Source organism: Paenibacillus sp. MDMC362 (assembly GCF_003269305.1).
Taxonomy (GTDB): Bacteria; Bacillota; Bacilli; order Paenibacillales; family Paenibacillaceae; genus Paenibacillus_AQ.
Window position 1 is genome coordinate 82,327 of the sequence record NZ_QLYT01000035.1, and the last position, 24,212, is coordinate 106,538.

Annotated in this window: 21 protein-coding genes and 1 pseudogene; 6 read left to right on the forward strand and 16 right to left on the reverse strand. The window is 51.5% G+C overall.

From position 1 onward, the window contains the following. Positions 1–104: 104 nt before the first annotated feature. Entirely contained in the window at positions 105–671 is a 567-nt protein-coding gene (locus tag DP091_RS18095) for a hypothetical protein (protein ID WP_113059601.1), read from the forward strand. Here DP091_RS18095 and DP091_RS18100 read toward each other — a convergent pair. The 12 genes and pseudogenes from DP091_RS18100 to DP091_RS18155 all read right to left on the reverse strand — a co-directional run bounded on the left by DP091_RS18100 (position 668) and on the right by DP091_RS18155 (position 13,382). Beyond that, positions 668–2,337: pseudogene (locus DP091_RS18100) on the reverse strand (ABC1 kinase family protein). The gene DP091_RS18095 and the pseudogene DP091_RS18100 overlap by 4 nt on opposite strands. Further along, positions 2,338–2,655: a phasin family protein gene (locus tag DP091_RS18105; protein ID WP_113059602.1), complete on the reverse strand. Its 318-nt coding sequence runs from the start codon at positions 2,653–2,655 to the stop codon at positions 2,338–2,340. It lies immediately after the preceding pseudogene. 275 nt (positions 2,656–2,930) lie between these two features. After that, entirely contained in the window at positions 2,931–3,575 is a 645-nt protein-coding gene (locus DP091_RS18110) for a PepSY domain-containing protein (RefSeq protein WP_258394608.1), read from the reverse strand. 121 nt (positions 3,576–3,696) lie between these two features. After that, on the reverse strand, positions 3,697–4,347 hold the full coding sequence (locus tag DP091_RS18115; RefSeq protein ID WP_113059603.1) for a PepSY domain-containing protein: 651 nt from the start codon (positions 4,345–4,347) through the stop codon (positions 3,697–3,699). 87 nt (positions 4,348–4,434) lie between these two features. Continuing rightward, positions 4,435–5,787 carry a sensor histidine kinase gene (locus DP091_RS18120; protein WP_113059604.1) on the reverse strand — a complete coding sequence of 451 codons (1,353 nt, stop codon included), beginning with the start codon at positions 5,785–5,787 and terminating at the stop codon, positions 4,435–4,437. Beyond that, positions 5,784–6,482, reverse strand: coding sequence for a response regulator transcription factor (locus DP091_RS18125; RefSeq protein WP_113059605.1), 699 nt, complete (start codon positions 6,480–6,482; stop codon positions 5,784–5,786). The genes DP091_RS18120 and DP091_RS18125 overlap by 4 nt, the downstream gene beginning before the upstream one ends. A 36-nt stretch (positions 6,483–6,518) precedes the next feature. Beyond that, positions 6,519–7,157, reverse strand: a complete 639-nt coding sequence (locus tag DP091_RS18130; protein ID WP_113059606.1) for a ThuA domain-containing protein — start codon at positions 7,155–7,157, stop codon at positions 6,519–6,521. A 109-nt stretch (positions 7,158–7,266) separates the two neighbouring features. Then, positions 7,267–8,082, reverse strand: a complete 816-nt coding sequence (locus tag DP091_RS18135) for a uroporphyrinogen-III synthase (protein WP_113059607.1) — start codon at positions 8,080–8,082, stop codon at positions 7,267–7,269. A 227-nt stretch (positions 8,083–8,309) separates the two neighbouring features. After that, entirely contained in the window at positions 8,310–10,292 is a 1,983-nt protein-coding gene (locus DP091_RS18140; RefSeq protein WP_113059608.1) for a methyl-accepting chemotaxis protein, read from the reverse strand. Positions 10,293–10,541: 249 nt separating this feature from the next. Next, the gene (locus DP091_RS18145; RefSeq protein WP_113059609.1) at positions 10,542–12,002 is read right to left on the reverse strand and encodes a catalase; all 1,461 of its coding nucleotides are present in this window, start codon (positions 12,000–12,002) and stop codon (positions 10,542–10,544) included. A 190-nt stretch (positions 12,003–12,192) separates the two neighbouring features. Further along, positions 12,193–13,011: a winged helix family transcriptional regulator gene (locus DP091_RS18150; protein ID WP_113059610.1), complete on the reverse strand. Its 819-nt coding sequence runs from the start codon at positions 13,009–13,011 to the stop codon at positions 12,193–12,195. Then, entirely contained in the window at positions 12,987–13,382 is a 396-nt protein-coding gene (locus tag DP091_RS18155) for a Fur family transcriptional regulator (RefSeq protein WP_113059611.1), read from the reverse strand. Before DP091_RS18155 ends, DP091_RS18150 begins: the two co-directional genes overlap by 25 nt. 200 nt (positions 13,383–13,582) lie before the next feature. Between DP091_RS18155 and DP091_RS18160 the strand changes: the two genes are divergently transcribed. The 4 genes from DP091_RS18160 (at position 13,583) to DP091_RS18175 (ending at position 17,724) form a co-directional block, all read left to right on the forward strand. Further along, positions 13,583–14,593, forward strand: coding sequence for a D-alanyl-D-alanine carboxypeptidase family protein (locus DP091_RS18160; RefSeq protein ID WP_113059612.1), 1,011 nt, complete (start codon positions 13,583–13,585; stop codon positions 14,591–14,593). Positions 14,594–14,711: 118 nt separating this feature from the next. Next, a complete protein-coding gene (locus tag DP091_RS18165; RefSeq protein WP_071218812.1) occupies positions 14,712–15,407 on the forward strand; it encodes a response regulator transcription factor in 696 nt (231 codons plus the stop codon). Further along, positions 15,400–16,497, forward strand: a complete 1,098-nt coding sequence (locus tag DP091_RS18170; RefSeq protein WP_113059613.1) for a sensor histidine kinase — start codon at positions 15,400–15,402, stop codon at positions 16,495–16,497. The genes DP091_RS18165 and DP091_RS18170 overlap by 8 nt, the downstream gene beginning before the upstream one ends. A 114-nt stretch (positions 16,498–16,611) precedes the next feature. Further along, a complete protein-coding gene (locus DP091_RS18175) occupies positions 16,612–17,724 on the forward strand; it encodes a GGDEF domain-containing protein (protein WP_113059614.1) in 1,113 nt (370 codons plus the stop codon). Here the strand turns inward: DP091_RS18175 and DP091_RS18180 are convergent. From DP091_RS18180 to DP091_RS18195, 4 genes are all read right to left on the reverse strand, one after another. After that, positions 17,721–18,671 carry an aldo/keto reductase family protein gene (locus tag DP091_RS18180; protein WP_113059615.1) on the reverse strand — a complete coding sequence of 317 codons (951 nt, stop codon included), beginning with the start codon at positions 18,669–18,671 and terminating at the stop codon, positions 17,721–17,723. The two genes, DP091_RS18175 and DP091_RS18180, sit on opposite strands and share 4 nt — an antisense overlap. Positions 18,672–18,751: 80 nt before the next feature. Then, complete coding sequence (locus tag DP091_RS18185) at positions 18,752–19,861, reverse strand: Ger(x)C family spore germination protein (protein WP_113059616.1); 1,110 nt, start codon at positions 19,859–19,861, stop codon at positions 18,752–18,754. Continuing rightward, positions 19,858–20,967: a GerAB/ArcD/ProY family transporter gene (locus DP091_RS18190; protein WP_113059617.1), complete on the reverse strand. Its 1,110-nt coding sequence runs from the start codon at positions 20,965–20,967 to the stop codon at positions 19,858–19,860. The genes DP091_RS18185 and DP091_RS18190 overlap by 4 nt, the downstream gene beginning before the upstream one ends. Next, positions 20,960–22,321: a spore germination protein gene (locus tag DP091_RS18195; RefSeq protein ID WP_113059618.1), complete on the reverse strand. Its 1,362-nt coding sequence runs from the start codon at positions 22,319–22,321 to the stop codon at positions 20,960–20,962. The genes DP091_RS18190 and DP091_RS18195 overlap by 8 nt, the downstream gene beginning before the upstream one ends. Before the next feature lie 210 nt (positions 22,322–22,531). Between DP091_RS18195 and DP091_RS18200 the strand changes: the two genes are divergently transcribed. Beyond that, positions 22,532–24,085 (forward strand): FAD-dependent oxidoreductase, encoded by a 1,554-nt coding sequence (locus tag DP091_RS18200; RefSeq protein WP_113059619.1) that lies wholly within the window; start codon positions 22,532–22,534, stop codon positions 24,083–24,085. The last annotated feature ends 127 nt before the right edge of the window (positions 24,086–24,212 follow it).

Sequence of the window (24,212 nt, forward strand, 5' to 3'; positions counted from 1 at the left end):
CGAACGTTGTCGTTGTATTTCTTTTCAACTGACAAAAGATCCTGACTTTGGTAATGTCAATGATATAGAAATCCAGTTTACACCGCTAAGGAGGTGTCCCCGATATGCATACCATGCAGATCATTCTGTCAGCACTCATCCTGTTGATTCTGTTCGGCCTTATCAACCTGATGATGAATTATAATTCAAGACGCGACGGGGAGCCTGTCGTACCCTTACGAAAGAAGCTTTGGCTTATCCCGCTGTTGTCGGCCTTTATTATTATACCGTTAGAACTCTTTGCCATGTTATATGCCCGGTGGTTCCCCATATCGGATCCATCCGGATCAGGTGAAATCCTGGCTTACGACGGTCAAGGCGTATGGCTCGGATTCTCGCTCACCATCCTGATTGGGTTCCTGATCTTCGAAGGTATCCTTCATCCTTTGGTGATCACCCTGCTAAGGCTGCTGCTTCGCAAGGATACCTCCATCTATGTCAAACAGGCGGTTACCGTTGTGACCGACACGGTTCTGCTGTACATAGCGTCTCTGATCGTGCCCGGCATTCCTGTCGGCGGCTGGCTGCAAGCGCTTCTCATTGCCCTATTCTTTCACCTCATAGAATGGATCCTCATCGGAGTCCAGACTTGGGTACATCAGCGCAAGCGGGCAAGAGCCGAATCTACCTAGAACCTGCCGGATTTGAAAATGGCATATAGCAGCCATGCAACCATGAGCAAGGCTACAATGAATCCGACTTCAATCACGGGGAAACTCCACAGCATCATCGGCTCTCGACTGAGCGACGAACCGATAATCAGACCCACCATGATGATGCTGAAAGCCAGAAGCACAATGCTGAAGGAGAGCCGGTTACTGATCTGATCCAGCTTGCGCATCAGCGTTTGCAGTTCGGGAACACTGATCTCCACCCGCAGTTTCCCCTTGCTGATCAGGGCCGACAGCTGCCGGGCCTGTCCGGGCAGATCAAGCAAACTCTCGGCAAGTCCGCTTACCCCGTCCAGCACTTTCCTGCTGATCCGGCGGGTATTATACCTCTTCTTCAACAGCTTTCGGCCAAAAGGCTCCGCCATATCGATAATACTCAGACTCGGGTCCAGCATCTCGATGACCCCTTCGAGCGTCAGCAATGATTTACCAAGCAGCGTCATATCCGGTGGCAGCATAATCCGGTGCCGCTGGGCAACGGCAAACAGATCCGTTAATGCCTTACCGATACGCACCTGAGCGAAAGGCACATCATAATACTCTCCCCGCAGCCGGTCCATGTCTGACCTGAGCGAATCCATGTCGCAATCGTCGGGGATCAAGCCCATTCTGGATATCGCCCGGATCATCCCTTCCGAATTCCGCCGCATCAAGGCAATAATGAGTCCGGACAGATGGTCCTTCATATCTTCGCTGAGGTGACCCACCAGCCCAAAATCCAGAAAGACCAGCTTGCCGTCCTCTCTGACAAGTAAATTCCCCGGATGAGGGTCGGCATGAAAAAAACCCTCAATAAAAATCTGCTGAAGCATGCCATCGATCAAATGTTCAGCGATCGCCTTCAGATCATGTCCCTTGTCCACGATCTCCTGTCTCCGACTTAAGGTGAGGCCATCGACATACTCCATCATCAGAACTTTAGATGACGTGTACTCCCAATAAATCCGCGGAATGCGGATATATTCATGCTCCGGCATCTGGGAGGCTATCTTCTCTGCGTTTCGGGCTTCATGGCTGTAATCCAGCTCTGCCATCATCGCTCTGGCAAATTCGTCAACGATCCGGTCCACGCGGTACTGCTTCACCCATTCCCAGTGGCGCTCGGCAATCGAGATTAAATCCCGCAAAATCTCCAAGTCACGACCGATCATTCGGGCTACCCCGGGCCGCTGAACCTTGATCGCTACATGCTCTCCGGATTTCAGCTTTCCGGCATGGACCTGTCCAATCGAGGCGGCTGCCAGGGTTTGTCTTCAAACTCACTCAACACTTCATCGATCGGCATACCCCACTCTTGCTCAATCAGCTCCCTTGCGCTCGTAGAAGAAAATGGAGGCACCCGCTCCTGCAGCTTCACCAATTCCTGGATAATATGGTCAGGCAGCAGGTCCGATCTTGTACTCGCCAACTGTCCGAGCTTCACAAAGGCGGGGCCAAGATCTTCAAGCACTCGCCGAATGCGTTCCCCGAGCGTAATCGTCTCCGGCTGTTCCCTGGAACTCCAGCGGACAGGCAGCGACAGAACATGAAACAGTCCCATCTCCTCCACCATATAGCCAAAGCCATGACGCATGAGCGCCATGGCGATTTCCCGGTACCGTCCGGCATGTCGAATTCGGACCGCCATCTATTCCTGCCGCGATCCTTCCAGTTCTACAACCTTCTTCTCCAGAGTAGCAATGCGCTGTTCCAGGCTGGCGACATCACTCTCTTTGGGAACATCCAGATCGGACAATATACGCTGCACCTGTTCATAAATATAGTTCTTGATCTGCGACTGCTCCTCTTCGCCGCGCTCGACGAGACGGTTCACAAGCGCTTTGGACTCCGCAGGAGCAAGCTCCCCGCGTTTGACCAGATCATCCACGATTTTCTCTACTTTTTCCTTGCTGACCACGGTAAGGCCCAATCCTAACGAGATGGCTTTCTTAAAAAGATCACTCACGGTACATCCCTCCCGGTCGTTGTCTGGTTCCATTATAACCTTTAACGCTGGTAAAAACATCTATCCTTGGACTTGCTTTCATAAGTATAGAGAAGCTGCCTTATCAATTTCCCCTGATTTCACATGAAATATGAGGGCAATCCGGAATCGGATAACAAGAAATTGCATTCCAGTCATGCTTACTAAGTAAAATACAATGAAAAAGCGAACAGGCGGGAAAATAAAGGATCCCGCCCGTTCGCTTATCGTGTTATCTCATGTAGATGAAAAATGGCTTAGTCGTCATCCCCGTCATGATCGTCGCGATCATCATGATCCCCATCGTGATGGTCATCATCGTCATCATCATGGTCGTCGTATTTCTCATACTCTGCCTTGATCACTTTACCGCTGATCGCATGGACTTCTACGTCGGATGATCCGTTTGCTGTCTTCACTTCGACGTCATACACCCATCTGCCGTCATCTTGGTCCAGATCCACTTCTACAGCCGTACCGCCCTTAGCATGTTTAACAGCGATAGCGGATGCCTTGCCGGCACCGATCAGATTGCCTGGAAGGTTATCACGATCTTCGTCATCGTCATCCCGGTCCGCTCTTACACCAAGAGATTTGCCGGTATAGGCATCAATCCATACATCCACGTCCCGGTTATTCTGCTGGATCTCCACATCGTATACCAGCTTGCCCTTTTTCCGGTCTATATCAATGCTCTCCACTTTGCCGCTGGCAGCAGCCAGTGCCAATTGTTCCGCTTTTTCCATTCCGATCAGCTGCTTCTGTTGCTTCGCTGCTGCCTGAGTTCCCGCTGCAGCCGTCTGTCCTGATCCTGCCGCCTGTACAGCGTTATAACCGTATACTCCACTCGCCGCGATAGCTACGGACAGTGCGCCTGCCCACCATATTTTCTTCTTCATCATCTTACGCCTCCTCATTATTCTCTCCTGTTGATCTCTACAAACCCAATATACCCTCTCAACATGAGAGCTTTCAGAGAGAAAGATTAGAAAACGATGAGAAAACGCGGACATGACTTCTCATTTATTCATCGTCGTCCTCATCATCCCAAGTCACCGTCATGATCTTACCGGTAATGGCATGGACTTGAATCGTCGCTTCACGGCCGTCCGCTCTCTCAATCTCCACCAGATAGTAACGGCTGCTCTTACTCTCGCGATATTCCACATCTTCTACCGTTCCGGGTACCTTCTCTAATGAAAGCTTGATCGCAGATTCTTTGGTAATCATCGTTGCAGGCGGTTCCGAAGTGCCGCTTCCGTTTCCGCTTTCCCCATCCGCTGCTCCCTTGTCACCGTTATCTGCTGGCTCGGAAGCAGGAGTGTCTGGATTCGGTTCCGTTGGCTGATCCGGCTCCCTTGGCCCACCCGGTTCAGGATCTGGCTTCACAGCGGTCTTATCGCGCTGCTCTATGGACACGATATCGCCTTGACGGGCATCCACCGTCATCTCGTACGTTCCGGTAGCCGACTGAAGCTCTAATCGATACACCCCGCCGTCCAGCGCGGTCTTCGTTATTTCGCCGCCAGGATATTGGGAGAGCACCTCCTCCACCACTTCATCCGCTGACATAGCGGAAGTAGAACGGCTGAAAGGACTCCATACCGCATTCACAATAATCATAACCGCTACCAGCATCACAATACCCAGCAGCAGACTGACTTTTTTACGCATCGAATCACCTCGGTTACAATCTGTCTTTACCGTCAGTATAGAGCAGCATGGTTAGAATACGATGAGAATAAGGAACGTTTTAGCCTTTTATTTCGATGCTTGCAGCCGGATCGTGGCGGTTGTACCGACACCCGGCAGGCTGTCCAGCTCTATCGAGGCCGAGATCGCCTCTGCGATATCCTTTGCCAAGGACAAACCAAGACCGGCCCCCCCGCCCCGGCGGGTACGTGCCTCGTCCACCCGATAGAAACGGTCGAACACGTGCTCCAGTTCCTCCTTGGCGATGCCGATTCCGCGGTCGATGACCCGGATATAAACCTCCGATGGCTTTCTGCCAACCTGAATGACGATATGCTCGTCACTGTACTTGCGCGCATTATCCAGCAGAATGAACAAGAGCTGCTTGAGCCTGCGGCTGTCCGTCCAGCCGAGAACCTCGCCATCGGCTTCAACCTCCACCGTGCGGTTATAGGCGTCGCGAAAAGCACGCGCGGAAGACTCCGATAATGCCACGAGATCCACCTGCTCCATCTCGACCTGCCATTGATCCTGGTTGCGGGCTAGCAGCAGCAGCTGCTCCGTCATCTCCTTCATCCGGACCGCTTCCGAATGGATCGCTTCAACGGACTCCATGAACAGCTCCGGCCGGTCCAGACCTCGCCGCTTTAACAGACTTGCGTAGCTCTCTATAATGGTGAGGGGCGTCTTTAACTCATGGGAAGCGTTGGACACAAATTGCTCCTGCCTCGCATGATTGCTCTCCAGCAGCGTAATCATGTCGTTGAACGCTGCGCCCATCTCCACCAATTCATCCTTGGACTTCTCCTTCAGCTCGATTCGCCGGAACCGCCCGCTTTGCCGGATCTCCCGCATCGTACGGATCAAAGCCGTAATCGGCTGGACGATCAATCGTCCCAGTATCCGCGTCGAAAGGATGACCGGAACCAAGGCAATCGCGGTTACGGCAACCAGTACGATTCGCAGCACTTGGAGCGTCTCCATCGTAGCGGCAAGACTGCGGGCCACCTGTATATTAACCACGACCCCGTCTCTCCAGATAATAGGTAGGGAAACCATCGTATACCGGATATTATCATACTCGACGACCTTCACCTGCTTCTGCGTATCGTACGGCAGCTTAAGATCATCCATATCCTCCCCGGAGGAAGTCACCGAAGTGGACGAATAGCTTTCATCCGGCCCGAGCAATTGAATCTTCCCGTCCAGCGGGACATAACTTCGTAGAAGATCGCTCGCCGGGATCGTCTCTGCGGCTTTGGCCATTTCCCGCGATATTCTGGAGTCCTCCGCTTCCGCTTGCTCCAGCTGGCTGTCCACCGTCATTTTGCTGAACACATAGTACACGGATAAGTTCATGACTATCAGAATCGCCGCCATCAGCACCGACGAATAGAGGTGGATTTTACTGCTCAGCTTCATGGGGTCTCTTTGAGCACGTAACCCACGCCGCGGACGGTGTGAATGAGCTCGTATGCGCTATCAAGATCGATTTTCTTGCGGACGTATCGTATATATACATCGACGACGTTGGTGTCGCCGTAATAATCATATCCCCATACGGCAGCGAGAATCTGCTCGCGGTTCAGCACCTGCCGTTTGTTCTTCAGTAAATAGACGAGCAAGTCAAATTCACGCGGCGTCAGATCGATCCTTCTGCCATCGCGAATGACTTCCCGCGTGCCTTCGTTCAATTTCAAATCCGCTGCCGTAAGCCACTCTCCTGCCGCCTGCTCTTTCGGATCCTGCTTACCCTGAAGCCGCAGCGCAGCACGAATCCGCGCCAGCAGCTCTTCGATCTGAAACGGCTTCGTTATATAATCATTGGCTCCTAGATCAAGCCCCGATACTTTATCCTCAACGGAGCTCTTGGCTGTCAGAAGCAGCACGGCCGTGTGGGGGTCATGGGCACGGATGCGCCGCAGCAGCTCAATCCCGCTCATCCCGGGGAGCATGACATCCAGCAGAATTAAATCCACGACCTGACTGCGGTATGCTTCCAGCGCCTCCAACCCGTTGTCTGCCTTGGTCACCTGATATCCTTCACTCTCCAGCTCGATTTCAAGCAAACGGGATATTTTCGCTTCATCTTCAACAATTAATATCTTCCCGCTCAAGCGCGTCCCTCCTACCGATTCTATCGAAATGGCTTCTTAACCCGGAACGCGTGCAGCCCACTTGGCCGCTTGCGTAATCATCAAACGCAGCTGAGGCTGGAGAAAGGACGGCTCGTGGTGGCCCGGCATCAAGAAAACCACGCGGCCGATGCCATACGTATGGCACCAGGCGGCAGGCCACTGCTTCCCTTCATATTCATAATGCAGCAGCACGGTTTTTTCCGTAAACGGACTGAATATGAAACGGTAAGGCTCCTCATCGAGCACAAAAGGCTCCACGCCCTCCGTAATATCGTGATCACTCTCCCCTGGAACGAAATACAGCTTCTCCATAGGCGGGTGTCCGTCAAAACGGGCGCCGATCAGCTGCGCCAGCTCATAACGATTGGCCAGCGTAACGCCGTTATGAATCACGAGCAAGCCGCCGCCGCCGCTTACGTAAGACAACAAGCCTGCGGTCTGGCGGGGCGAGACGCGCTCATCCCACAGGTCGCTGTAGGCGATGCAGAGCTCGTAAGGGTAAAGATTGCTTTCATGCAGCATTTTATGATTTTCCGTGCACTGCACGGTGAACATGTCGTTCAGCAGGTGTGTCACTTGTTTATCGATGCCTTGCAGCGGATGAAACTTCGGGTGGGTGTAGCTGCCAAGCAGCAATGCTTTTCTCTTATCCATCGGTCATCCTCCTATTACTACTCAATATTTCACATGTTCCCTGGGAACATGCATGAAGAAGCTGGCATGGAATGAAATCTCCCCAACTTCATTACGTTATATCATGACATTATTCTTGGCTTTGAGCAAAGTAGCGCCCAAGCGCCACCATCATGCTTCCCATTCGCTCTTCCTCGGGAACCACCATGCGTTCAATGCCTTCCTCGCGGAGCCCCTGTGCCGTAACCTTGCCGACAGCGGCGGCCAGGACCGGCCCGCGGAATGCCTCAAGCACAGCCTCCAGTTTGCCGTGGGCACGTGCATAATCCGCAAGGAAACGGAACTGGGGCGCGCTTGTAAAAGCCACCGCATCAACCTTGCCGGCAACAATTTCGTCCACGAGCTGTGAAACATCCTCCTCCAGCGGCGGAATGTGCTTATACGGCAGGATCTGCTCTACTACCGCCCCGCGACTCTCCAGCCACTCCACCAGCTTAGGGGCAGATTCGCCGTGCAGTTGTAGAATGACGCGCTTGCCCGACAAGTCATGCGGCGTAAGTGACCGGATCAGCCCCGACGTACTGCCATCATCATCTCGGACGACCGGCGCCAGCCCGCGTTTTTTCAGCGCATTTGCCGTTTTGTACCCTCTTGCCGCAATCGAGGTGCGCTGCAGCGTTTCATTCAATGTATCCAAAAGGCCCATCTGTTCGGCCGTATCATAAATGGCCTCCAGGCCGATTCCCGTCGTAAAGATCGCCCACGGCGCAGGCGCCTTGAGCCAAGCTTCGATCGAACGGCGCAGTACTTCATCATCCAAAAATACGGTTCCCTGGGCCGGACGAAGCAGCGCGGTTCCTCCCATCTTCTCCACCAGCTTAGCCATGTCTGCCGCCTTGCGCGGACCAGCCAAAGCGACGATCCGATCTTTCATATACTGTGCCATGTTATATGCCCCACTCTCATCATTTCTAGCTTATGGATCCGTTAATCTTACGCTTCTAGCAGTTGACTCCAGTATAAAGGCCCTGCTCCTATAGATAAAGTCACTTTGGTCTTATTCTTCAAAAAGCCCCCCTTTCCTGCCACAAACCAAAAAGCAGCAAAGGAATATAAGTTCCCTTGCTGCTTCAACATGAAATATTCAAGGCATACTACACGCCCCGTAAACTCTTAAATCTTAAAGCGTTTCACCATCTCCTGCAGTTCTTCGGCTAACCGGCTTAAATCTGCAGCAGACGCGCTCACCTCTTCCATGGAAGCAAGCTGTTCTTGAGAGGCAGCCGATATCGTCTGAGTCTGGCTGGACGTTTGCTCCGACACCCCGCGGATATCTTCAACGGACTTTTTCGTGGAGGCCGTATCTTGAGCCAATTCCTTAGCCGCTTTCGAAGTGGTTCTTACCTGGCCGGACACCGTATTCACGGCCTTTTTGATACGGGAGAAGGAGCGTCCGGTCAGATCCGCTGCGTCAACTCCGTCCGACACCTTCTGCCTGGCGGCTTCCGTCACCTCCATGGTTCGCTCCACTTCAGCCAGTATCCCTGCAATTAGCCCAGATATGTAATCCGCTGAGCTTTCCGACCTTTGCGCAAGCTTACGGATTTCGGCGGCCACAACCGCAAATCCTTTGCCCTGCTCCCCGGCTCTCGCAGCTTCGATCGAGGCATTCAGCGACAGTAGGCTCGTCTCCTTGGCAATGTCGGTAATGGCCGATGCGATACCGCCGATCTCCTCGGTCCGCTCAGACAGCTGGTGGATAACCCCATTCAAATCGTTCATCGCATGATCGATATCCTGCATCGTCGCTGCTGCGGTAATCACCGTCTTGTTTCCTTCCTGGGCCAATTCCTCCGTCTGGTTCATGGCGTCTGTAACCTTCTCCAGCACTTCCGCGATCTCATCCGCATGCCGGGATACTTGAAGAATGCGCTTCAGAATCTCCTCCGCGGCGTTCAACTGGCGTTCGCTGCCGGCGGCAACCTCCTGAATGGAAGAGGTGACGTGCTCGACGGCGCTTGTATTTTGCAGGGCGCTTGCGGACAATTCCTCGGAAGATGCGGATACATTCTCCGTCATCGCCTTGACTCCGTGAACCATGTCCCTGAGACTGTCCACCATCTGCTGGAAGTGATCGGCCAATTCTCCAATCTCATCTCGCTTAAAGCCTTTCATCCGAAGCGTCAGATCCCCCCCGCTAATGACTTCGGTCGCTTGGCGCATTCGGCGGATCGGCTTGATCACAGAGCTTACATTCCAAGTCACCAGAATTAAGGCGGTTAGCAGCGACACGGTCATGACCACAATCATCGTATGGCGGATGCCATTAACGGCGTCGTCGACTTCCTGAACATACATGGTCCCGGCAATTTTCCAGCCGGTTCGTTCATTTGTAATATAATTCAATTGTTTCTCCATGCCTTCATGAACATAGTGAAAATGACCGGTCGGCTGCTCATACAACTTGGAGATCCAGGTTTCCTCAGCCAGCGCGTCCGTCCCTGCTTCATAATCGGGGTGAAACAAATATTTGTGGTTCTGATCCAGCACCATCGTGTAGCCTTCTTTACCAACCTGTACCTCGACCAGACTCTGGATGCTGCCGAGGTTGAGATCAATGCCCGCGACGCCTTTGCCGTCAGGCAGCATCTGGGCGATCGTTACAACAATCAGTGAGCCAGCATTCGAAGCATAGGGGGCTGTAATAATCGGTTGGCCCGATGCATTCATCGCCTCCTGGTACCAACCGGCTTGTCTAGGGTCATAGCCCGGCGGCAGCTTTTCACTCGATGCCTTGATAATTCCAGCCTGCGCCGTACCGATAAATACGTCCACCGTCTCCGGATGAAGTCCTAAGTACTGCTTCAGCGCATTGATGGTTGGACCTGCTTGCGCTTTAAGTTCCTTGTCGATGTCCGCGGACTTCATCGTGGTGCTTAAATAATTCAGGTCATCAAACTTGGATTGCAGCGTGTGGTTAATAATCTCATTCGCCGTATCGACGCTCAGCGATGCACTGCGCAGAATTTCATCCTCGATCGTTCCCTTGGCGTCACGGTAGGTGATAAAACCGATGGCGCAGCTGGGCACAAGGAGCACGAGGAGAAATGTGAGGATCAAATTTCTTCTAATACGATTGGCACTTTTTTTCTTCATGGGTTTCTTTCCTTTCTAAACTGCAGTGAATCTCGCCTGTCTTCTATAAAAATACTCCCTTCAACTTATCGGCATCTCTTGGACCATTCATTATGCAGTGGGTATAGGTAATTAATTCCATGAAAAAGAGGGATACCCCAATTAAACGGGTACCCCTCTTGCCGGCAATCCTAGATTACCGTCTATATAAAGGCCATCCATCCTGCACAGCGGAAACCAAGATGACTGGCTCTTATAGTTTAAACTACATTACTTCTGCTGATTGGAAGGTATGAATGCGCTTAGGTCTACACCAAGCCCGGCAGCCAGTCGTGCGCCGTATTCCGCGTCCGCACGGAAGAAATTGCATACGGCACGGAGCTGGATATCGGATTTGACCTGACTCAAGTCATCGACCAGATTGCGGATCAGATGATCCTTCTCCTGCTCGGTAAATGAACGATACAACTCTCCGGCCTGTGTGAAATCATCCGTTTTCTCGATACGCTGGCGAACGACACGCCCGATGAGCGGTGCCTCGCTTTCACTTACAGACGGATCTTCCACAGGTCCTGTTGTATAGCTGTTCGGCTCATAGTTTACCGGGGACGGATCTTGATTCACGTTCATCAAGCCATCACGTTGATGATTACGCACAGGAGCATATGGGCAGTTAATCGGAATCTGCAAATAATTCGCACCCAGCCGATGACGCTGCGTATCCGGATAAGAGAATAACCGGCCTTGCAGCAATTTATCCTCCGACGGCTCGATACCAGGCACCAACGCACTTGGGGAGAAAGCGACCTGCTCCACTTCGGCAAAGAAGTTCTGCGGATTGCGATTCAAAGTCATGGTGCCGACCGTTACGAACGGGAAGCGATCCTCCGGCCAGGTCTTTGTAGGGTCCAGCGGATCAAAGGACAATTCATCCATCTCCTCCGGGGACATCAGCTGCACCTGCAGGCGCCATTTCGGGAAATTCCCGTTCGAGATGTGCTCATGAAGATCACGGGTGGCGTGATTGAAGTCCTTGCCCTGGACTTCGACCACTTCGTCTGCATTCAGCGTTTTCACGCCTTGTGCGGACTCCCACTTGTATTTAATGTAGGTCACTTTCCCTTCGCTGTTCACCCACTTGAAGGCGTGAACACTGAAGCCATCCAACTCGCGATAGTTCGCCGGTGTGCCGTGATCGGAGAACACCCAGGTCATCATATGCGTGGATTCCGGGGACAGCGTCATGAAGTCCCAGTACCGGCCGGGCTCCTGGATGTTGGTCTCCGGCGAAGGTTTCAAGGAATGCACCATATCGGGGAATTTGATTGCGTCCCGAATAAAGAAGACAGGGATATGGTTCCCTACAATGTCATAGTTGCCTTCCTCCGTATAGAACTTCACGGCAAATCCGCGCGGGTCGCGTGCTGTTTCGGGTGACCCCGTTCCATGAATAACCGTTGAGAAGCGAACGAACACAGGAGTTTCCTGGCCGATTTCCTGCAGGAATGCCGCTTTCGTATACGGCTTCATGTCATTCTCCACAACAAATGTGCCGTGTGCGCCTGCCCCACGGGCATGAACGACGCGCTCCGGTATCCGTTCACGGTCGAAATGGGCGATTTTTTCGATCAGATGATAATCCTCCAGCAGCGTTGGTCCGCGGCGTCCTGCCGTTTTGGAGTTTTGGTTATCTCCGACCGGAGCCCCTTGATTGGTTGTCATTCTATCCATATATGAACCCTCCATCATTTCTGTAATTGATTTTAGACTGAATCTAAATTTATGAATTGATTGTATCATTGGAGAATCCATTGGATCATGATTGTCGCATGAGTGTTATATGACCCTTTAATGATCGTAATATGAAGTTCGGATGAACCCTACGAGAGTGCGATGAATGAACAAAAAAAAGGGAGGGGGATTAGTCCGCCAGGCGGTATCCCACTCCTCTAACCGTTGCAATATAGCGCGGGGCTCCCGCGTTGTCGCTCAGCTTTTTACGCAAGCTTTTGATATGGACGTCGACCACATTGCTGCCGCCCATAAAATCAGTATCCCAAATTTTGCACATCAGGTCCTCGCGCGTGCATACGGCTCCTTCGCTGTCCAGCAGTAGCATCAGCAAATGATACTCTGTCTTGGTCAAATGAATTGGAGTGCTGCCCCGGTGGATCGTCATTTTATCCCGATCAATGGATAAGTCTTTATAAACGAGGCCTCGCATGACCTCTTCTCCACCTGATAATCCGGCAGCCGGTGAGAACAATCGGATGGTTCGCTGCACCTGATACATCATCGTATCTTTGGAACGGGCAGGCCATACCATGAGCTCTTCGTTCAACAGGCTTGAGCCCGCATTGCTCATTAATTCTTCCCCGACAAGGTACAGAATCGGAATAGAGGAATGCTCGGGCAGCAGGAGTTCCTTCTCCTTGTTGAACGCCGTCATATTCCGGCAGCCCGTCATATCGGCAATAATCAATCCTGTATTGAGTGCCGATTGAAGACGCGGTTCCCATTTACGGAACATCATCACCTCGAAGCAGTTCTCCGTCAAGGTAATGAACATTTCATTCACCCGTCCGGGCGAACGGCTTAATAACGCAGCCCGCAGGGTTGTGGGACAAGCATCCCCTATCGCCATCGGCGTCGTCGGACGAACATACAGGTTGCCGGACTGGAAATCAGGAAACGAATAGACCGTTCCCGGTTCCGTTATTTCTTCCGTTTGGTTTGACATTCTGGACACACCCCCCCGAATACGACGTGAGCATGATGGATGACGTAATTGGTTTCACCGGCTACCGTAGCAGCCCAATCCTCTGGCACCTCCGTCATGACCTCGTCCACTTTACCGCATACTTCACAAATAATATGTTGATGCTCGTCAGTACGGGCGTCGTACCGGCTCGCGCTCTCGCCCAGCTTCAATTCTCGAATCAGCTGCTTATCCGTCAAATAACGCAGGGAATTATAAACCGTCCCGTACGCCAAATTATATCCTTTCTCCACCAGCCGGTTCATGATATCCGCAGCAGTCGGATGATCATGCGATTCCCGAAGGACATCGTACACCGCTTGGCGCTGTGTCGTCAGATTTAAAGATTTCAAGGTATTCACCCTTTTAATTTATTTTTAGATCAAGTATAAATCCTATTCTTCTCAAGGTCAACATCCATTGCCGAAATTGCCGCTGGTAATCTTTAAGATTTCTTTAGATTCAATTAAAAATTCCTTTAGCTTGTATGGTTAGAATTAGAACATACATAAACGTGAAACGCATAGCCCGCCAAAGGAGGCGATCGACCGCCATGGAATCCATATCCAAGCATCCCCGTCAAGTACCGTCATCCCCTGAACGATCCCGACAGCAAACAGGCACGATTCGAAGCAAACGAATAAAGCACCGCAAGGGACGAGCTCGCTTAAGTCTGCTCCTTCTGCTGTTTCTCGTCATTCTGTTGGTCGTGTTCATCGCGAAGATATTTATTCCGCCTCCCATCAAAGCGAGCTCGGCCATTCTGATTCATGCAGATACCGGCCGCGTGCTCTATGCGATGCATGCCGATCTCCCCCTTCCTCCCGCAAGCATGTCCAAAATGATGACGGAGCTGCTGGTGCTGGATGCGGTTCGTTCCGGACAGCATGCGTGGGACGAGAACGTGCCGATTAGCCGATATGCCGCAGAGGTACCCGGTTCGGCCATCGGCATGCATGAAGGCGAACATTACACGCTGAGACAGCTGTTCGAAGCGCTCATAATTCATTCGGCCAATGATGCGGCTGTAGCTATCGCGGAGCATCTCAGCGGGTCGGAAGCCCGGTTCGTGGAGACCATGAATGCCCGGGCGAAGGAAATCGGCCTTTCTGATCGGACCGTATTCGCCAATGCATCTGGTTTGCCTGCCGCCGACCTGGTTCCTTTTGCCGAAGCGGCCACCGAAGGGGATACCGTCATGACGGCCAGGGATTCGGCCATGCTGGCCAGATGGCTGGTGAACGAGCATCCCACACTTCTCGAGGTAACCAGCCAGCGCGATTTGCCTGTACCGCAGAAGAAACTTTCCCTGCATACCACCAATCTCATGCTCCCTGGCGAGCCGCATTCTTACGAGGGTAATGACGGATTTAAGACCGGGTATACCCGGTCTGCCGGTTATTGCTTTACTGGAACGGCGTCTCGTGGTGGAAACCGACTGATATCCGTCGTGATGGGAACCGGGGATGCTGATCAGCGGTTTAAGGAAACCCGGAAGCTGATGGATTACGGATTCGATCGTCAAAGCATTTTTTCGAATCTTGTCGCCGGCCTTTTTAAATGATAATTGTACAAAAACTCGCTATACTTGAAGGCAAACCTGCACTTTATGCCATTGATTTAGGGTACACTGTTCGTATGGAATCATCGTTCCAATGGATGATTTACTGGAGGATATCACAATGAGAAGCGTATTAATCGTAGATGACGATAAAGAAATATCCGGGCTGATCTCCATTTATCTGGAGAATGAGGGTTACCGCGTAATCCAAGCCCATGACGGGGAGGAAGCACTGCTGGCGATGGCCACGCACGGTGGTACGGTGGATCTCGTGATTCTCGATGTCATGATGCCAAAACTGAACGGGATTGACACCTGCCGCAGAATCCGGGAAACCTCGTCCATACCCATCCTGATGCTGAGCGCCAAGAGTGAAGACATGGATAAAATCCTGGGGCTGATGACCGGCGCGGATGACTATATGATCAAACCGTTCAATCCGCTGGAGCTGACGACTCGCGTCAAAACACTGCTGCGGCGCTCCACCCTGTACAATGCCGAACTGCTCCGGGAGGACAGCGATCGGATCCAGATCGACGGGCTCGACATTAACCGGACAACGCATGAAGTAACGGCCAATGGCAAAGCGATCTCTCTGACGGCAAGAGAATTCGAGATTCTGTATTTGCTTGCCCGCCAACCGGGGAGAATCTTCAGCGCCGAGGATATTTTCCAGCAGGTCTGGAAGGAGAAATATTACGTCTCCAATAATACGGTCATGGTGCACATCAGCAACCTGCGGGACAAGCTCGAGAAGGAGCTGGGTTATAAGCTCATTCAAACGGTATGGGGCGTCGGGTACAAAATCCATGCGTAAGCTGCAATGGAAGATCATCACGCTGTTTTTTGTCGGCGGAGCGCTCACCCTGTCCATACTGTTCATCGCGCAGCAGATCATCCGATTGATCGGCCGGGAATACTGGAAGGAGCCCTGGGTAAACACCCTATTCAGAGTTGATCGTATTCTGGAGGATTTCTTCGGTTTTCCCATCATCCCGACGATCATCGGCATCGTGCTATTTATCTGCATGGTTTTGCTCCTGAGCCAGGGCACCATTCGTCAAATCAATCACTTAATGGAGGGAACAAAGCGTTTGGCGAAGGGCGAATTGGATCAAGAGATTATCGTCAGCTCGAATGACGAACTGGGCCAGATGGCAACGCAAATCAATCAAATGGCCAAGCAGCTGAAGCTGTCGCTGGCAGAGGAGCGGATGGCGGTCCAGTCCAAGAACGAGCTGATCAGCAACGTATCGCATGATCTACGCACCCCCCTCACCTCCATCATCGGGTACTTGCGGCTGGTCAATGAAGACCATTACAAGGATGAGGTCGAGCTCCGGTATTATACCGATATCGCGTACGATAAGTCGCTGCGCCTGGGCGGACTCGTGAACGATTTGTTTGAATACACCCGGATGGGTTACTCCCCGATAAACCGGGTTGACATTAATTTGGTGGAGCTGCTCGCACAATTGGCCGTGGACTTTTCACTAACCGGGCAGCAGGAAGGAGTACAAGTCATCTTCACGCCTGAAACGGAGAAAATCATAATCTCCTCGGACGGGGATAAGCTGATGCGTACCTTTGAGAATCTGCTGTCCAATGCGGTACGGCACGGGCGGGAGGCCGGGGTGGTGGATTTGAAGGTATCAAGCGATGCGAAGTTTGCCGTCGTACAGGTAATCAATTACGGCCCCCCGATCCCCCCATATGCAATCCCCTATCTGTTCGAGCGGTTCTACCGGGCGGATGAATCGCGTACCGATCAAACCGGCGGCTCCGGTCTTGGCTTGGCTATCGTCAAAACCATCGTGGATGCCCATCACGGCACGATTCAGGTGACCAGTAATACGGAACGGACGATGTTTGAAGTTCTCCTGCCTTTAGAAGCTCCTCAAAATTAACAAAATTAAGCATTTAATATTCGACATACAATTCCATTTTCCGATAAAATAGGGGGTGAATGTCTTCATCGCCTTGCCGTCCTTGTGCAAGGTACATGAAAGGAATGATCCCCCATGACTAATATATTATTTACCAACTTTTGCATATTTGTGACTTTTTTATACTTATCCGGACTGTTGTCCAAGAAATATGTAACGGGCGTAGTGACACCGTCCATCAATGTTAAGGTCAACGCCGGACTCCTGTTTGGCATTTACGGAAGCATCTTGATGTATTATTCTTTCCCGATTGACCCCCGGTTTTTTGCGGATTTGCGGCATCTGGCCATTGTCGTGATCGCCAGCTACCTGGGCTGGCTTCCGTCCCTAATTGCCGGCTTGCTGATTGCACTCGGGCGGCTGATCCTGTTCGGCATGTCCGCTTCCTCAGCCATTGCGGGAGCCGGCATGCTGCTAATTGGCATCATCTGCGGGACGCTTTCTCGCACTCATTGGGGGCGTTTAAGCAAAATGCTGCTCATGAGCATCTCGAGCATGCTGGTGCTCCTATGTATTATGTGGATGAATATCCCGGACCACCACAAGGTATATACCGTCTTCACGCAGCACCTTATCATATCCATGCTCGCCACGGTGGTCATCTACATGCTGACCGAGTATATCCACACGTCCAATCAACTATTTCTGCAGTTGAAGAAAAATGCGGAAACGGATTACCTGACCAATCTTCACAATTTGCGCCAGTTCGAGCAGCTGTTGTCGGAACGTTTTCTCGAAGCCCAGCATTTCAGCGAACGGCTGGGTGTTCTTGTTGTGGACATTGATCACTTCAAAAAAATAAACGACACCTACGGCCATGCGGCCGGAGATGCCGTTTTACAGCAGCTCAGCAAAGTGATGAGGGAGCATTCCCGTTCATTTGACGAAGTGTCCCGCAACGGCGGGGAAGAATTCTCGGTGCTGGTTCCGGAAGCGACCATCGACGAGACGGCCGCTATTGCGGAACGAATCCGGGCCGCCGTAGCGGACCATATCTTTGTCCTGGATGACGGAACCAGGATTCGGATCACCGTGTCGATTGGAGTTGCTGTTCACCCCGATACGATTCGGTCGAAAAATGCCAAGGAGCTGCTTCAGCAAGCGGACCGCGAGCTGTACCGCGCCAAGGACAGCGGGCGCAACCGCGTATGCTCCGCCCCTGAAATCAATGATTTGATTCTTATTTAATTCGAATCCGCCTTCAGTATTTCATCAATGGCAGTCAGCGTATCCGAAGACAGCTTCATGCCGGAGGCCTTCACGTTCTCTTCCACCTGCTCCGGACGGCTTGCGCCCACCAGCGCACTGGCTACGTTGCTCTGACGCAAAATCCAGGCCAAGGCCAGTTGGCCGACGGTCATACCCAGCTCGCTTGCAATGAGACCCAGAGCCTGAACCTTCTCGATGCGGTCATCACTCATTTTGAGCCGGTCGGCTCCAATCTTCGATGCGCGGCTGTTCTCCGGCACGGCTTGCTTGGAGGCGTACTTGCCAGTCAGAAGCCCTTGAGCTAGAGGAGAATAGACCACTTGTCCAATGCCCTTCTTCTCGCCTAAAGGAATGATCTCCTCCTCGATCTTGCGCTCGAACATGTTATACAGCGGCTGATTCACCACGATGCGATCCAGCAAATAGCGGTCCGCAACGGCCAAAGCCGCTTCCATCTGCGCAGCGGTCCACATACTGACGCCTATATAGAGCACCTTACCTTGGCGGACAAGGTCATCCAGCGCCCGCAGCGTTTCTTCCAGCGGTGTTTCTTCATGATATCGATGGCAGTAATAGATGTCGACGTAATCGGTGCCCAGCCGCTTCAGACTCGCATCGCACTGCTCTCTGATATGTTTGCGGGAAAGTCCCTGATCATTGGGTCCGTCCCCCATCTTGCCGAATACCTTCGTGGCCAGGACATAGGATTCCCGTGGGAAAGCTCTCAAGGTTTCCCCGACAACCACCTCAGCCGCCCCTTGCGCATACACATTCGCCGTATCGAAAAAATTAACCCCGAGTCCATATGCGGTCTGAATCGACTTCACGGCATTCTCCCGTTCCACATATCCCCCGTACGTCAGCCAGCTCCCGAGACTGATATCGCTAACTTTCAGTCCGCTTCCGCCCAATCTTCTAAATTCCATATGTGAAACCTCCTTTATACAAGATAGATGCTTATTCTTTATTGTAACATCTTCCTGTACGATAGACAGTTATGCCTTGTCTAACGTTTATAACCGGTGGACTTTATCCTTAACCTGACCGATACATTAAACTTGATATGGGGGTACATGGCACGCCATTCCTCCATCTCCGTCTGATTGTTCCAGTGCGTCCCTTCATATCGGAGGCCGAAACCCAGAGGGTCCAGGCCTGTTTTTTGAATCTTCTCCAGCAGTTTTTTTATCGATTGGGATATTTCCTTGCTAAATTGCTCTTCGATCTTACGCAGATCCTTTGGATCCAGTTGTTCGGGATCCTCCTTCTCCTCCAAAATCGCCGTTATTCGAATCTTGTAGTCAATGGTTTCTTCCCCTGCTTTATCCGTTGTGATCTTATATCTGGCCCGGGTCCTGTCCGTATTCACTTCAAGCAATTGGCCCTCAACCCTCGTCCCGAAATTGGTGCTTAGGTTCCGGAGATCGAGCAGGTTATACAGCCTGGTTTCCTCCTGATTCAGAATCACCTTCACCTTGCTCTTATCCATCAAAGCAACCTTGTTGATATTCAGAACTTGGTCGTCGGTCGTTTCCACGACGGGCATGACCGGATCTTCTCCTTCCTCCATCATTCGGCGGGTCAGATCGAAGGAGTATGTCTTGGTAATGAACGGGGATTCCGTCCCATCCTCACTGAGCGCCAGAAATATCGCGTTTCCGGCGATCCGCTCGGTTGGGGGTTCAGCCTTTAATACCGCTTCCGCTGTAGGAACAGCAACCCCTGGATACATCAGCAGCTGCATATCTCGCCTCCGAACGGTCCAATCTTGAATTTTGCCGATGTTTTCCCGGGCATATGCTTCGCCATACATGACTCCCTTGCAATGTCCGAAGTCTAGCTCCTTATCTACTTTGGATTTAACCTCCCTGATCGCTTCAGCGATGCTTGTCGCTTCCTGCGTAATAAGCAATGACTTCTTATCCCCGGTCTTCGGATCTCCCGAAGGAATCGCGATTTTGAAGCTGAATCGGTTCATGTCGGGATTTTCCTTCGAGACATCAATGCCAATGGACACAACAAAAAGCCTGAGATCGATATCTCTAAAATCACATCCCGACAGAAACAAAAAAGAGCAGCACATGAGCCAGACCAGCCATCGTTTCAGGTCTTTCATGCCTTTTTCCTCCTTTTCCTCCATACCGCATAAAATAATAGGGCAATGAGCAGGAATTCCCCTGCGAACCGAACATCCAGAAAGATAATCGCCATATCATTTAATATGTATTGATTCACGATAAGCGACGTGCCGAAGGTAATCAGGGAAAAGAGGAGAATCACCCACCATTCGATTTTCCTCCTTATTGTCATCGCTTCACCCTTATCGACCTTTAATCCGAAGCTTCCCAGAATCAGATCCTTACCCACATGCCAGTGGATGATGGAATTCACGAGGGAGAGGCACATATACACCACGTAAAAGACGTAAATCATCCGTTCAATGATGAAATAACGAATCCGAAGCGAGTCCACCGTCGAGAAGGCAGGATATACGTGTCCTCCGGCGCCCGCAGCCCCCAATATGCCAATGGGTGCAAAGATCGAAACCAGGAGGGTAAGCATACTGACCACCACAATCGCCCAAACATGGCGTACTCTGAATCGGTGAAATATCCGATTGAATACCACCATGTTCACGTAACCCGTAAAAATAAAAGTTGCCGCCGCCACCGTTTCATAATTGGGCATATTCCATGCATAGGTTATAATTTGCCTTACGGAATCCCAGCTGAAATAGGGATTGCTGAAGATACGCCATGACATGTAGGCGATGATAGGCACACAGATGTACAGAATCATCTCCAGGGCATAAATAATGGACTCGGAATCCAGCCTCGCGCTAAGTCCAACCACCACCAGAAATCCCACCAGAACAATGTAGGGAGACACATCCGGGCTGATGTAGCGAGAGGTAATATCAACGAAACTGACCAAGGTAATCACGCTGGAGAAAAACCACGCGATTCCGTATAAAAAAAGCAGAATGCCGGAAATCCACTTGGACATAACCGAGTGGAAAATCTCCGGCAGCCCTTGTCCCGGAAATTTCTGAATCAGCTTCACGAAAGTAAACAACAGCAAGGTGCCAATTGGAATGGACACGAGAATCGACATCAGCGCACCGTCAAAGCGATCCGTTATCAAGATGCGAGGGACATAATTAATCAGGTTGATGGTTGCATTGAGCAGGAAGAGGTAATAAAAATATTTATTTCTAACCACTTCGCTGATCTCCTTTCTTGTTCCAGTCCACAGCAAACATCTTCAAGTATGGTTTACCGAAGGACCTGAGGCTCGTAAGGTACATGATCATGGCCACCATCCCCAAAACGATACCGACTAAGCCGAATAAGGTGGCCAGTACAATGAACAAATACTTCGTGACACGGATGCCTGAGCTCATCATCGTTATCGGGATCACAAAATTTGTTATCGCTACGGCGGAAACCAGGATGATCATGATGTTACTAACCAATCCCGCCTCCGTAGCTGCGGTTCCCAGAATGAGACCCCCTACCGTCGTAGCGGTCTGACCGATCGCTTTGGGCAGCCGAACACTCGCCTCCGTCAGAAATTCCATCGCCAGCAGCATGAAAATCACTTCAAAGAAGGACGGATACGGCACCGTAGCCCGGCTTCCGGCAATAAGCAGCGTAACCTGCATCCTCAATATCTCCGGATTATAGGAGGTGAAGGCCACATAAAGGCTTGGCATCAGCACGGTGACAAACAAGGCGATATACCGGATTCCCTTGAGAAACCAGCCGATCGGGGGAAGCTGTATTTTGTCATCCATCGCCGTGAAGAAATCGTTGAATATGGCCGGCAGCAAAAGCGCATACCCCGTTGAATCCATCAATACTGCAATCTTTCCTTGGGAGATATTCAGTACGGCCCGGTCAGGTCGTTCGGTTAGCATAAGTGTCGGATACAAACGAAATTTAGGATGCATCGTATGTCTCTCGATTTCGGACGCCGATTGCACAATATCCGCTTTGAGCTCGGACAATCGCTTTTTAAGCTCCTGTAATACCGTCTCCTCCACTTTGCAGGCATCGTACATAATGATGATTCGGGTCTGCGATAGTTTGCCGACGGTCATGAATTCCGTCTTTAAATTCGCGGTTTGGTAACGGTGGCGAATCAGGTTCAGGTTCACCTCGATATTTTCCGTAAACGAATCATCGGGACCCTGAATGACATTCTCCGTACTGGCAGGCTGAATGGCGCCTGCATTAACCAATACGGCGTCAAACAGGAGCACACTGTCCCGGAGAAATACGGCAACGCAGCCCCTTAGTATATTCCGGAGCAACTCCTGTTCATCTTTCGGCTCCACGGTTGAGGGAAAGGACCGGAGGAATTGGTCATATAGATCCAAGGATTTCAGCTCATAAAAACGGTTAATCAAATTTTCGTTAACCATGATGGGATCGCACATGCTCTTTAGATAAATCAATAACGTATGCTCCCCTTCATTCTTCAGCTCGCGCTGCTCGATATCTGCGATATTGCGTAGATGTTCTTGCAGACACTTCTTGGCATCCTCCGCCTTTAAATATGGTTCGCTGGTCATCCGGTACCACCCTCATTTCACTAAATTCCGAATCTCTCGCTCGTTTCCTTAGGTTCTGCACAAATGTCCCAAATTATTTACAATCATCCAGAAAACGCAAGAAAACAGCGAATCGAAATCAGCTCGTTTCTAATCATTCCCATGTGGTAATAATGAAGACAGAGTCTGAGTTTAAGGGCAAGACCCCTAGAAACTGAGGAGGAATCGTGAATGAACCCATCCAATTCATCGTACCAAGGACTGCCGCAATACCCGGTGTCGCTCTGGAGAGCGACCACCGAACTGCCCGACTTTCCACGCTTGGCCGAAGATATCGAAGCGGATGTGGCCATCGTCGGAGCCGGCATTACCGGGATCACCACAGCCTATCTGCTGGCAAAGGCAGGTAAAGATGTGGTTGTCGTCGATGCAGGCCGCATTCTGAACGGAACAACAGGTTTTACAACCGCGAAGGTAACGGCACAGCATGGGCTGATCTATCATGAATTTATGAATCATTTTGGAGAGGAGAAGACAAGGCTCTACTACGAAGGAAATCGCGAAGCGATCGAATTCATTAGGGATATTATTGGCGGAGACGAAGGGAAATTCGGGCTGAAGCTGGAGGATGCCTATATTTACGCTCAACAGGAGGACAAGTATCTCACAAAGCTCGAGGATGAAATCAAAGCTTATGAGAAGCTCGGCATTCCGGGAGAGTGGCAGGACAGTCTTCCTCTGCCTATGCAAATTCGGGGAGCCATTAAGATGCCCGGGCAGTATCAATTCCATCCTCTGCAATATCTTAAGCATTTGACCGAACAATTTCTGAAACTCGGAGGTCGGATCTATGAGAACACGACCATGGATGAAAAGGCCGAAACCGATGGACCGATTACGCTGCTGACCAAACGGGGCGGACATCGGATCACTTGCCATCACGCCGTGTCGGCATCTCATTTTCCGTTCGTTGACGAGAAAGGATTGTTCTTCACCCGGCTGCACGTGGAACGCTCCTACGCCATTGCTGTCAAACCCGAAACCGCCTATCCGGGAGGGATGTATGTAAGCGTAGATCGGCCAACCCGTTCCTTGCGGTCAGCTTCTTATGACGGTGAGGAGCTGGTTATCGTCGGAGGCGAGAATCACCCGACGGGCCGCAGCATCTGTACCCATCAGCATTACGAAAATCTGGAGCTATTTGCAGGAAAGCTGCTGGGCGCTTCTGCCATTCCGTATCGCTGGTCGACTCAGGACCTGATCACACTGGACAATATGCCTTATATCGGGCCGATCACGTCCAATCAAGACCGGATCTTTGTTGCGACAGGCTTCCGGAAATGGGGAATGACGACCGGCACGCTAGCCGCAAAGATCATTAGCGATCAAATTTTGGAGAAAGAGAACCGTTACTCCGAGGTGTACAGCCCGTCCCGCTTCAAAGCGGATCCGAGCATCAAAACATTCGTCGTCCAGAATGCCTTGGTTGCGAAGGATTTTGTGGCCGGCAAGGTGGAGTTATCCCACGGCGATATAACCGAGCTTAAGGCCGGCGAAGGCGCCGTCGTCCGCCATAACGGTCAGCGCGCCGGGGCTTACAAGGATGATCAGGGGAACCTCCATCTCGTGGATACGACTTGTACCCATCTCGGCTGCGAGGTGGAATGGAACGAGGGCGAACGCTCATGGGATTGCCCATGTCACGGATCACGCTATCGCTATAACGGCGAGGTGCTTGAAGGGCCGGCCATTGAGCCGTTGAAGCAGCTGGACCCGGAGAGCTGAGCGGACGCCGCGATCCCTCAATGACCCCTTATCTAAAAGAAGTGAAGCCCATGCGAGCTTCACTTCTTTTTTATATCATGGGACTACATACCAGAAGTGTCCCAAATCCAACCAAACTTCAGGTAGT

What these genes read in the sequence shown, in the direction of transcription:
- DP091_RS18140 (WP_113059608.1), bottom strand. Translation starts at nt 10,292, where the DNA reads ATGAAGAAAAAAAGTGCCAATCGTATTAGAAGAAATTTGATCCTCACA.
- DP091_RS18165 (WP_071218812.1), top strand. Translation starts at nt 14,712, where the DNA reads ATGAGAAGCGTATTAATCGTAGATGACGATAAAGAAATATCCGGGCTG.
- DP091_RS18110 (WP_258394608.1), bottom strand. Translation starts at nt 3,575, where the DNA reads ATGATGAAGAAGAAAATATGGTGGGCAGGCGCACTGTCCGTAGCTATC.
- DP091_RS18150 (WP_113059610.1), bottom strand. Translation starts at nt 13,011, where the DNA reads ATGTCAAACCAAACGGAAGAAATAACGGAACCGGGAACGGTCTATTCG.
- DP091_RS18160 (WP_113059612.1), top strand. Translation starts at nt 13,583, where the DNA reads ATGGAATCCATATCCAAGCATCCCCGTCAAGTACCGTCATCCCCTGAA.
- DP091_RS18170 (WP_113059613.1), top strand. Translation starts at nt 15,400, where the DNA reads ATGCGTAAGCTGCAATGGAAGATCATCACGCTGTTTTTTGTCGGCGGA.
- DP091_RS18180 (WP_113059615.1), bottom strand. Translation starts at nt 18,671, where the DNA reads ATGGAATTTAGAAGATTGGGCGGAAGCGGACTGAAAGTTAGCGATATC.
- DP091_RS18185 (WP_113059616.1), bottom strand. Translation starts at nt 19,861, where the DNA reads ATGAAAGACCTGAAACGATGGCTGGTCTGGCTCATGTGCTGCTCTTTT.
- DP091_RS18135 (WP_113059607.1), bottom strand. Translation starts at nt 8,082, where the DNA reads ATGGCACAGTATATGAAAGATCGGATCGTCGCTTTGGCTGGTCCGCGC.
- DP091_RS18095 (WP_113059601.1), top strand. Translation starts at nt 105, where the DNA reads ATGCATACCATGCAGATCATTCTGTCAGCACTCATCCTGTTGATTCTG.
- DP091_RS18175 (WP_113059614.1), top strand. Translation starts at nt 16,612, where the DNA reads ATGACTAATATATTATTTACCAACTTTTGCATATTTGTGACTTTTTTA.
- DP091_RS18200 (WP_113059619.1), top strand. Translation starts at nt 22,532, where the DNA reads ATGAACCCATCCAATTCATCGTACCAAGGACTGCCGCAATACCCGGTG.
- DP091_RS18195 (WP_113059618.1), bottom strand. Translation starts at nt 22,321, where the DNA reads ATGACCAGCGAACCATATTTAAAGGCGGAGGATGCCAAGAAGTGTCTG.
- DP091_RS18145 (WP_113059609.1), bottom strand. Translation starts at nt 12,002, where the DNA reads ATGGATAGAATGACAACCAATCAAGGGGCTCCGGTCGGAGATAACCAA.
- DP091_RS18130 (WP_113059606.1), bottom strand. Translation starts at nt 7,157, where the DNA reads ATGGATAAGAGAAAAGCATTGCTGCTTGGCAGCTACACCCACCCGAAG.
- DP091_RS18120 (WP_113059604.1), bottom strand. Translation starts at nt 5,787, where the DNA reads ATGAAGCTGAGCAGTAAAATCCACCTCTATTCGTCGGTGCTGATGGCG.
- DP091_RS18115 (WP_113059603.1), bottom strand. Translation starts at nt 4,347, where the DNA reads ATGCGTAAAAAAGTCAGTCTGCTGCTGGGTATTGTGATGCTGGTAGCG.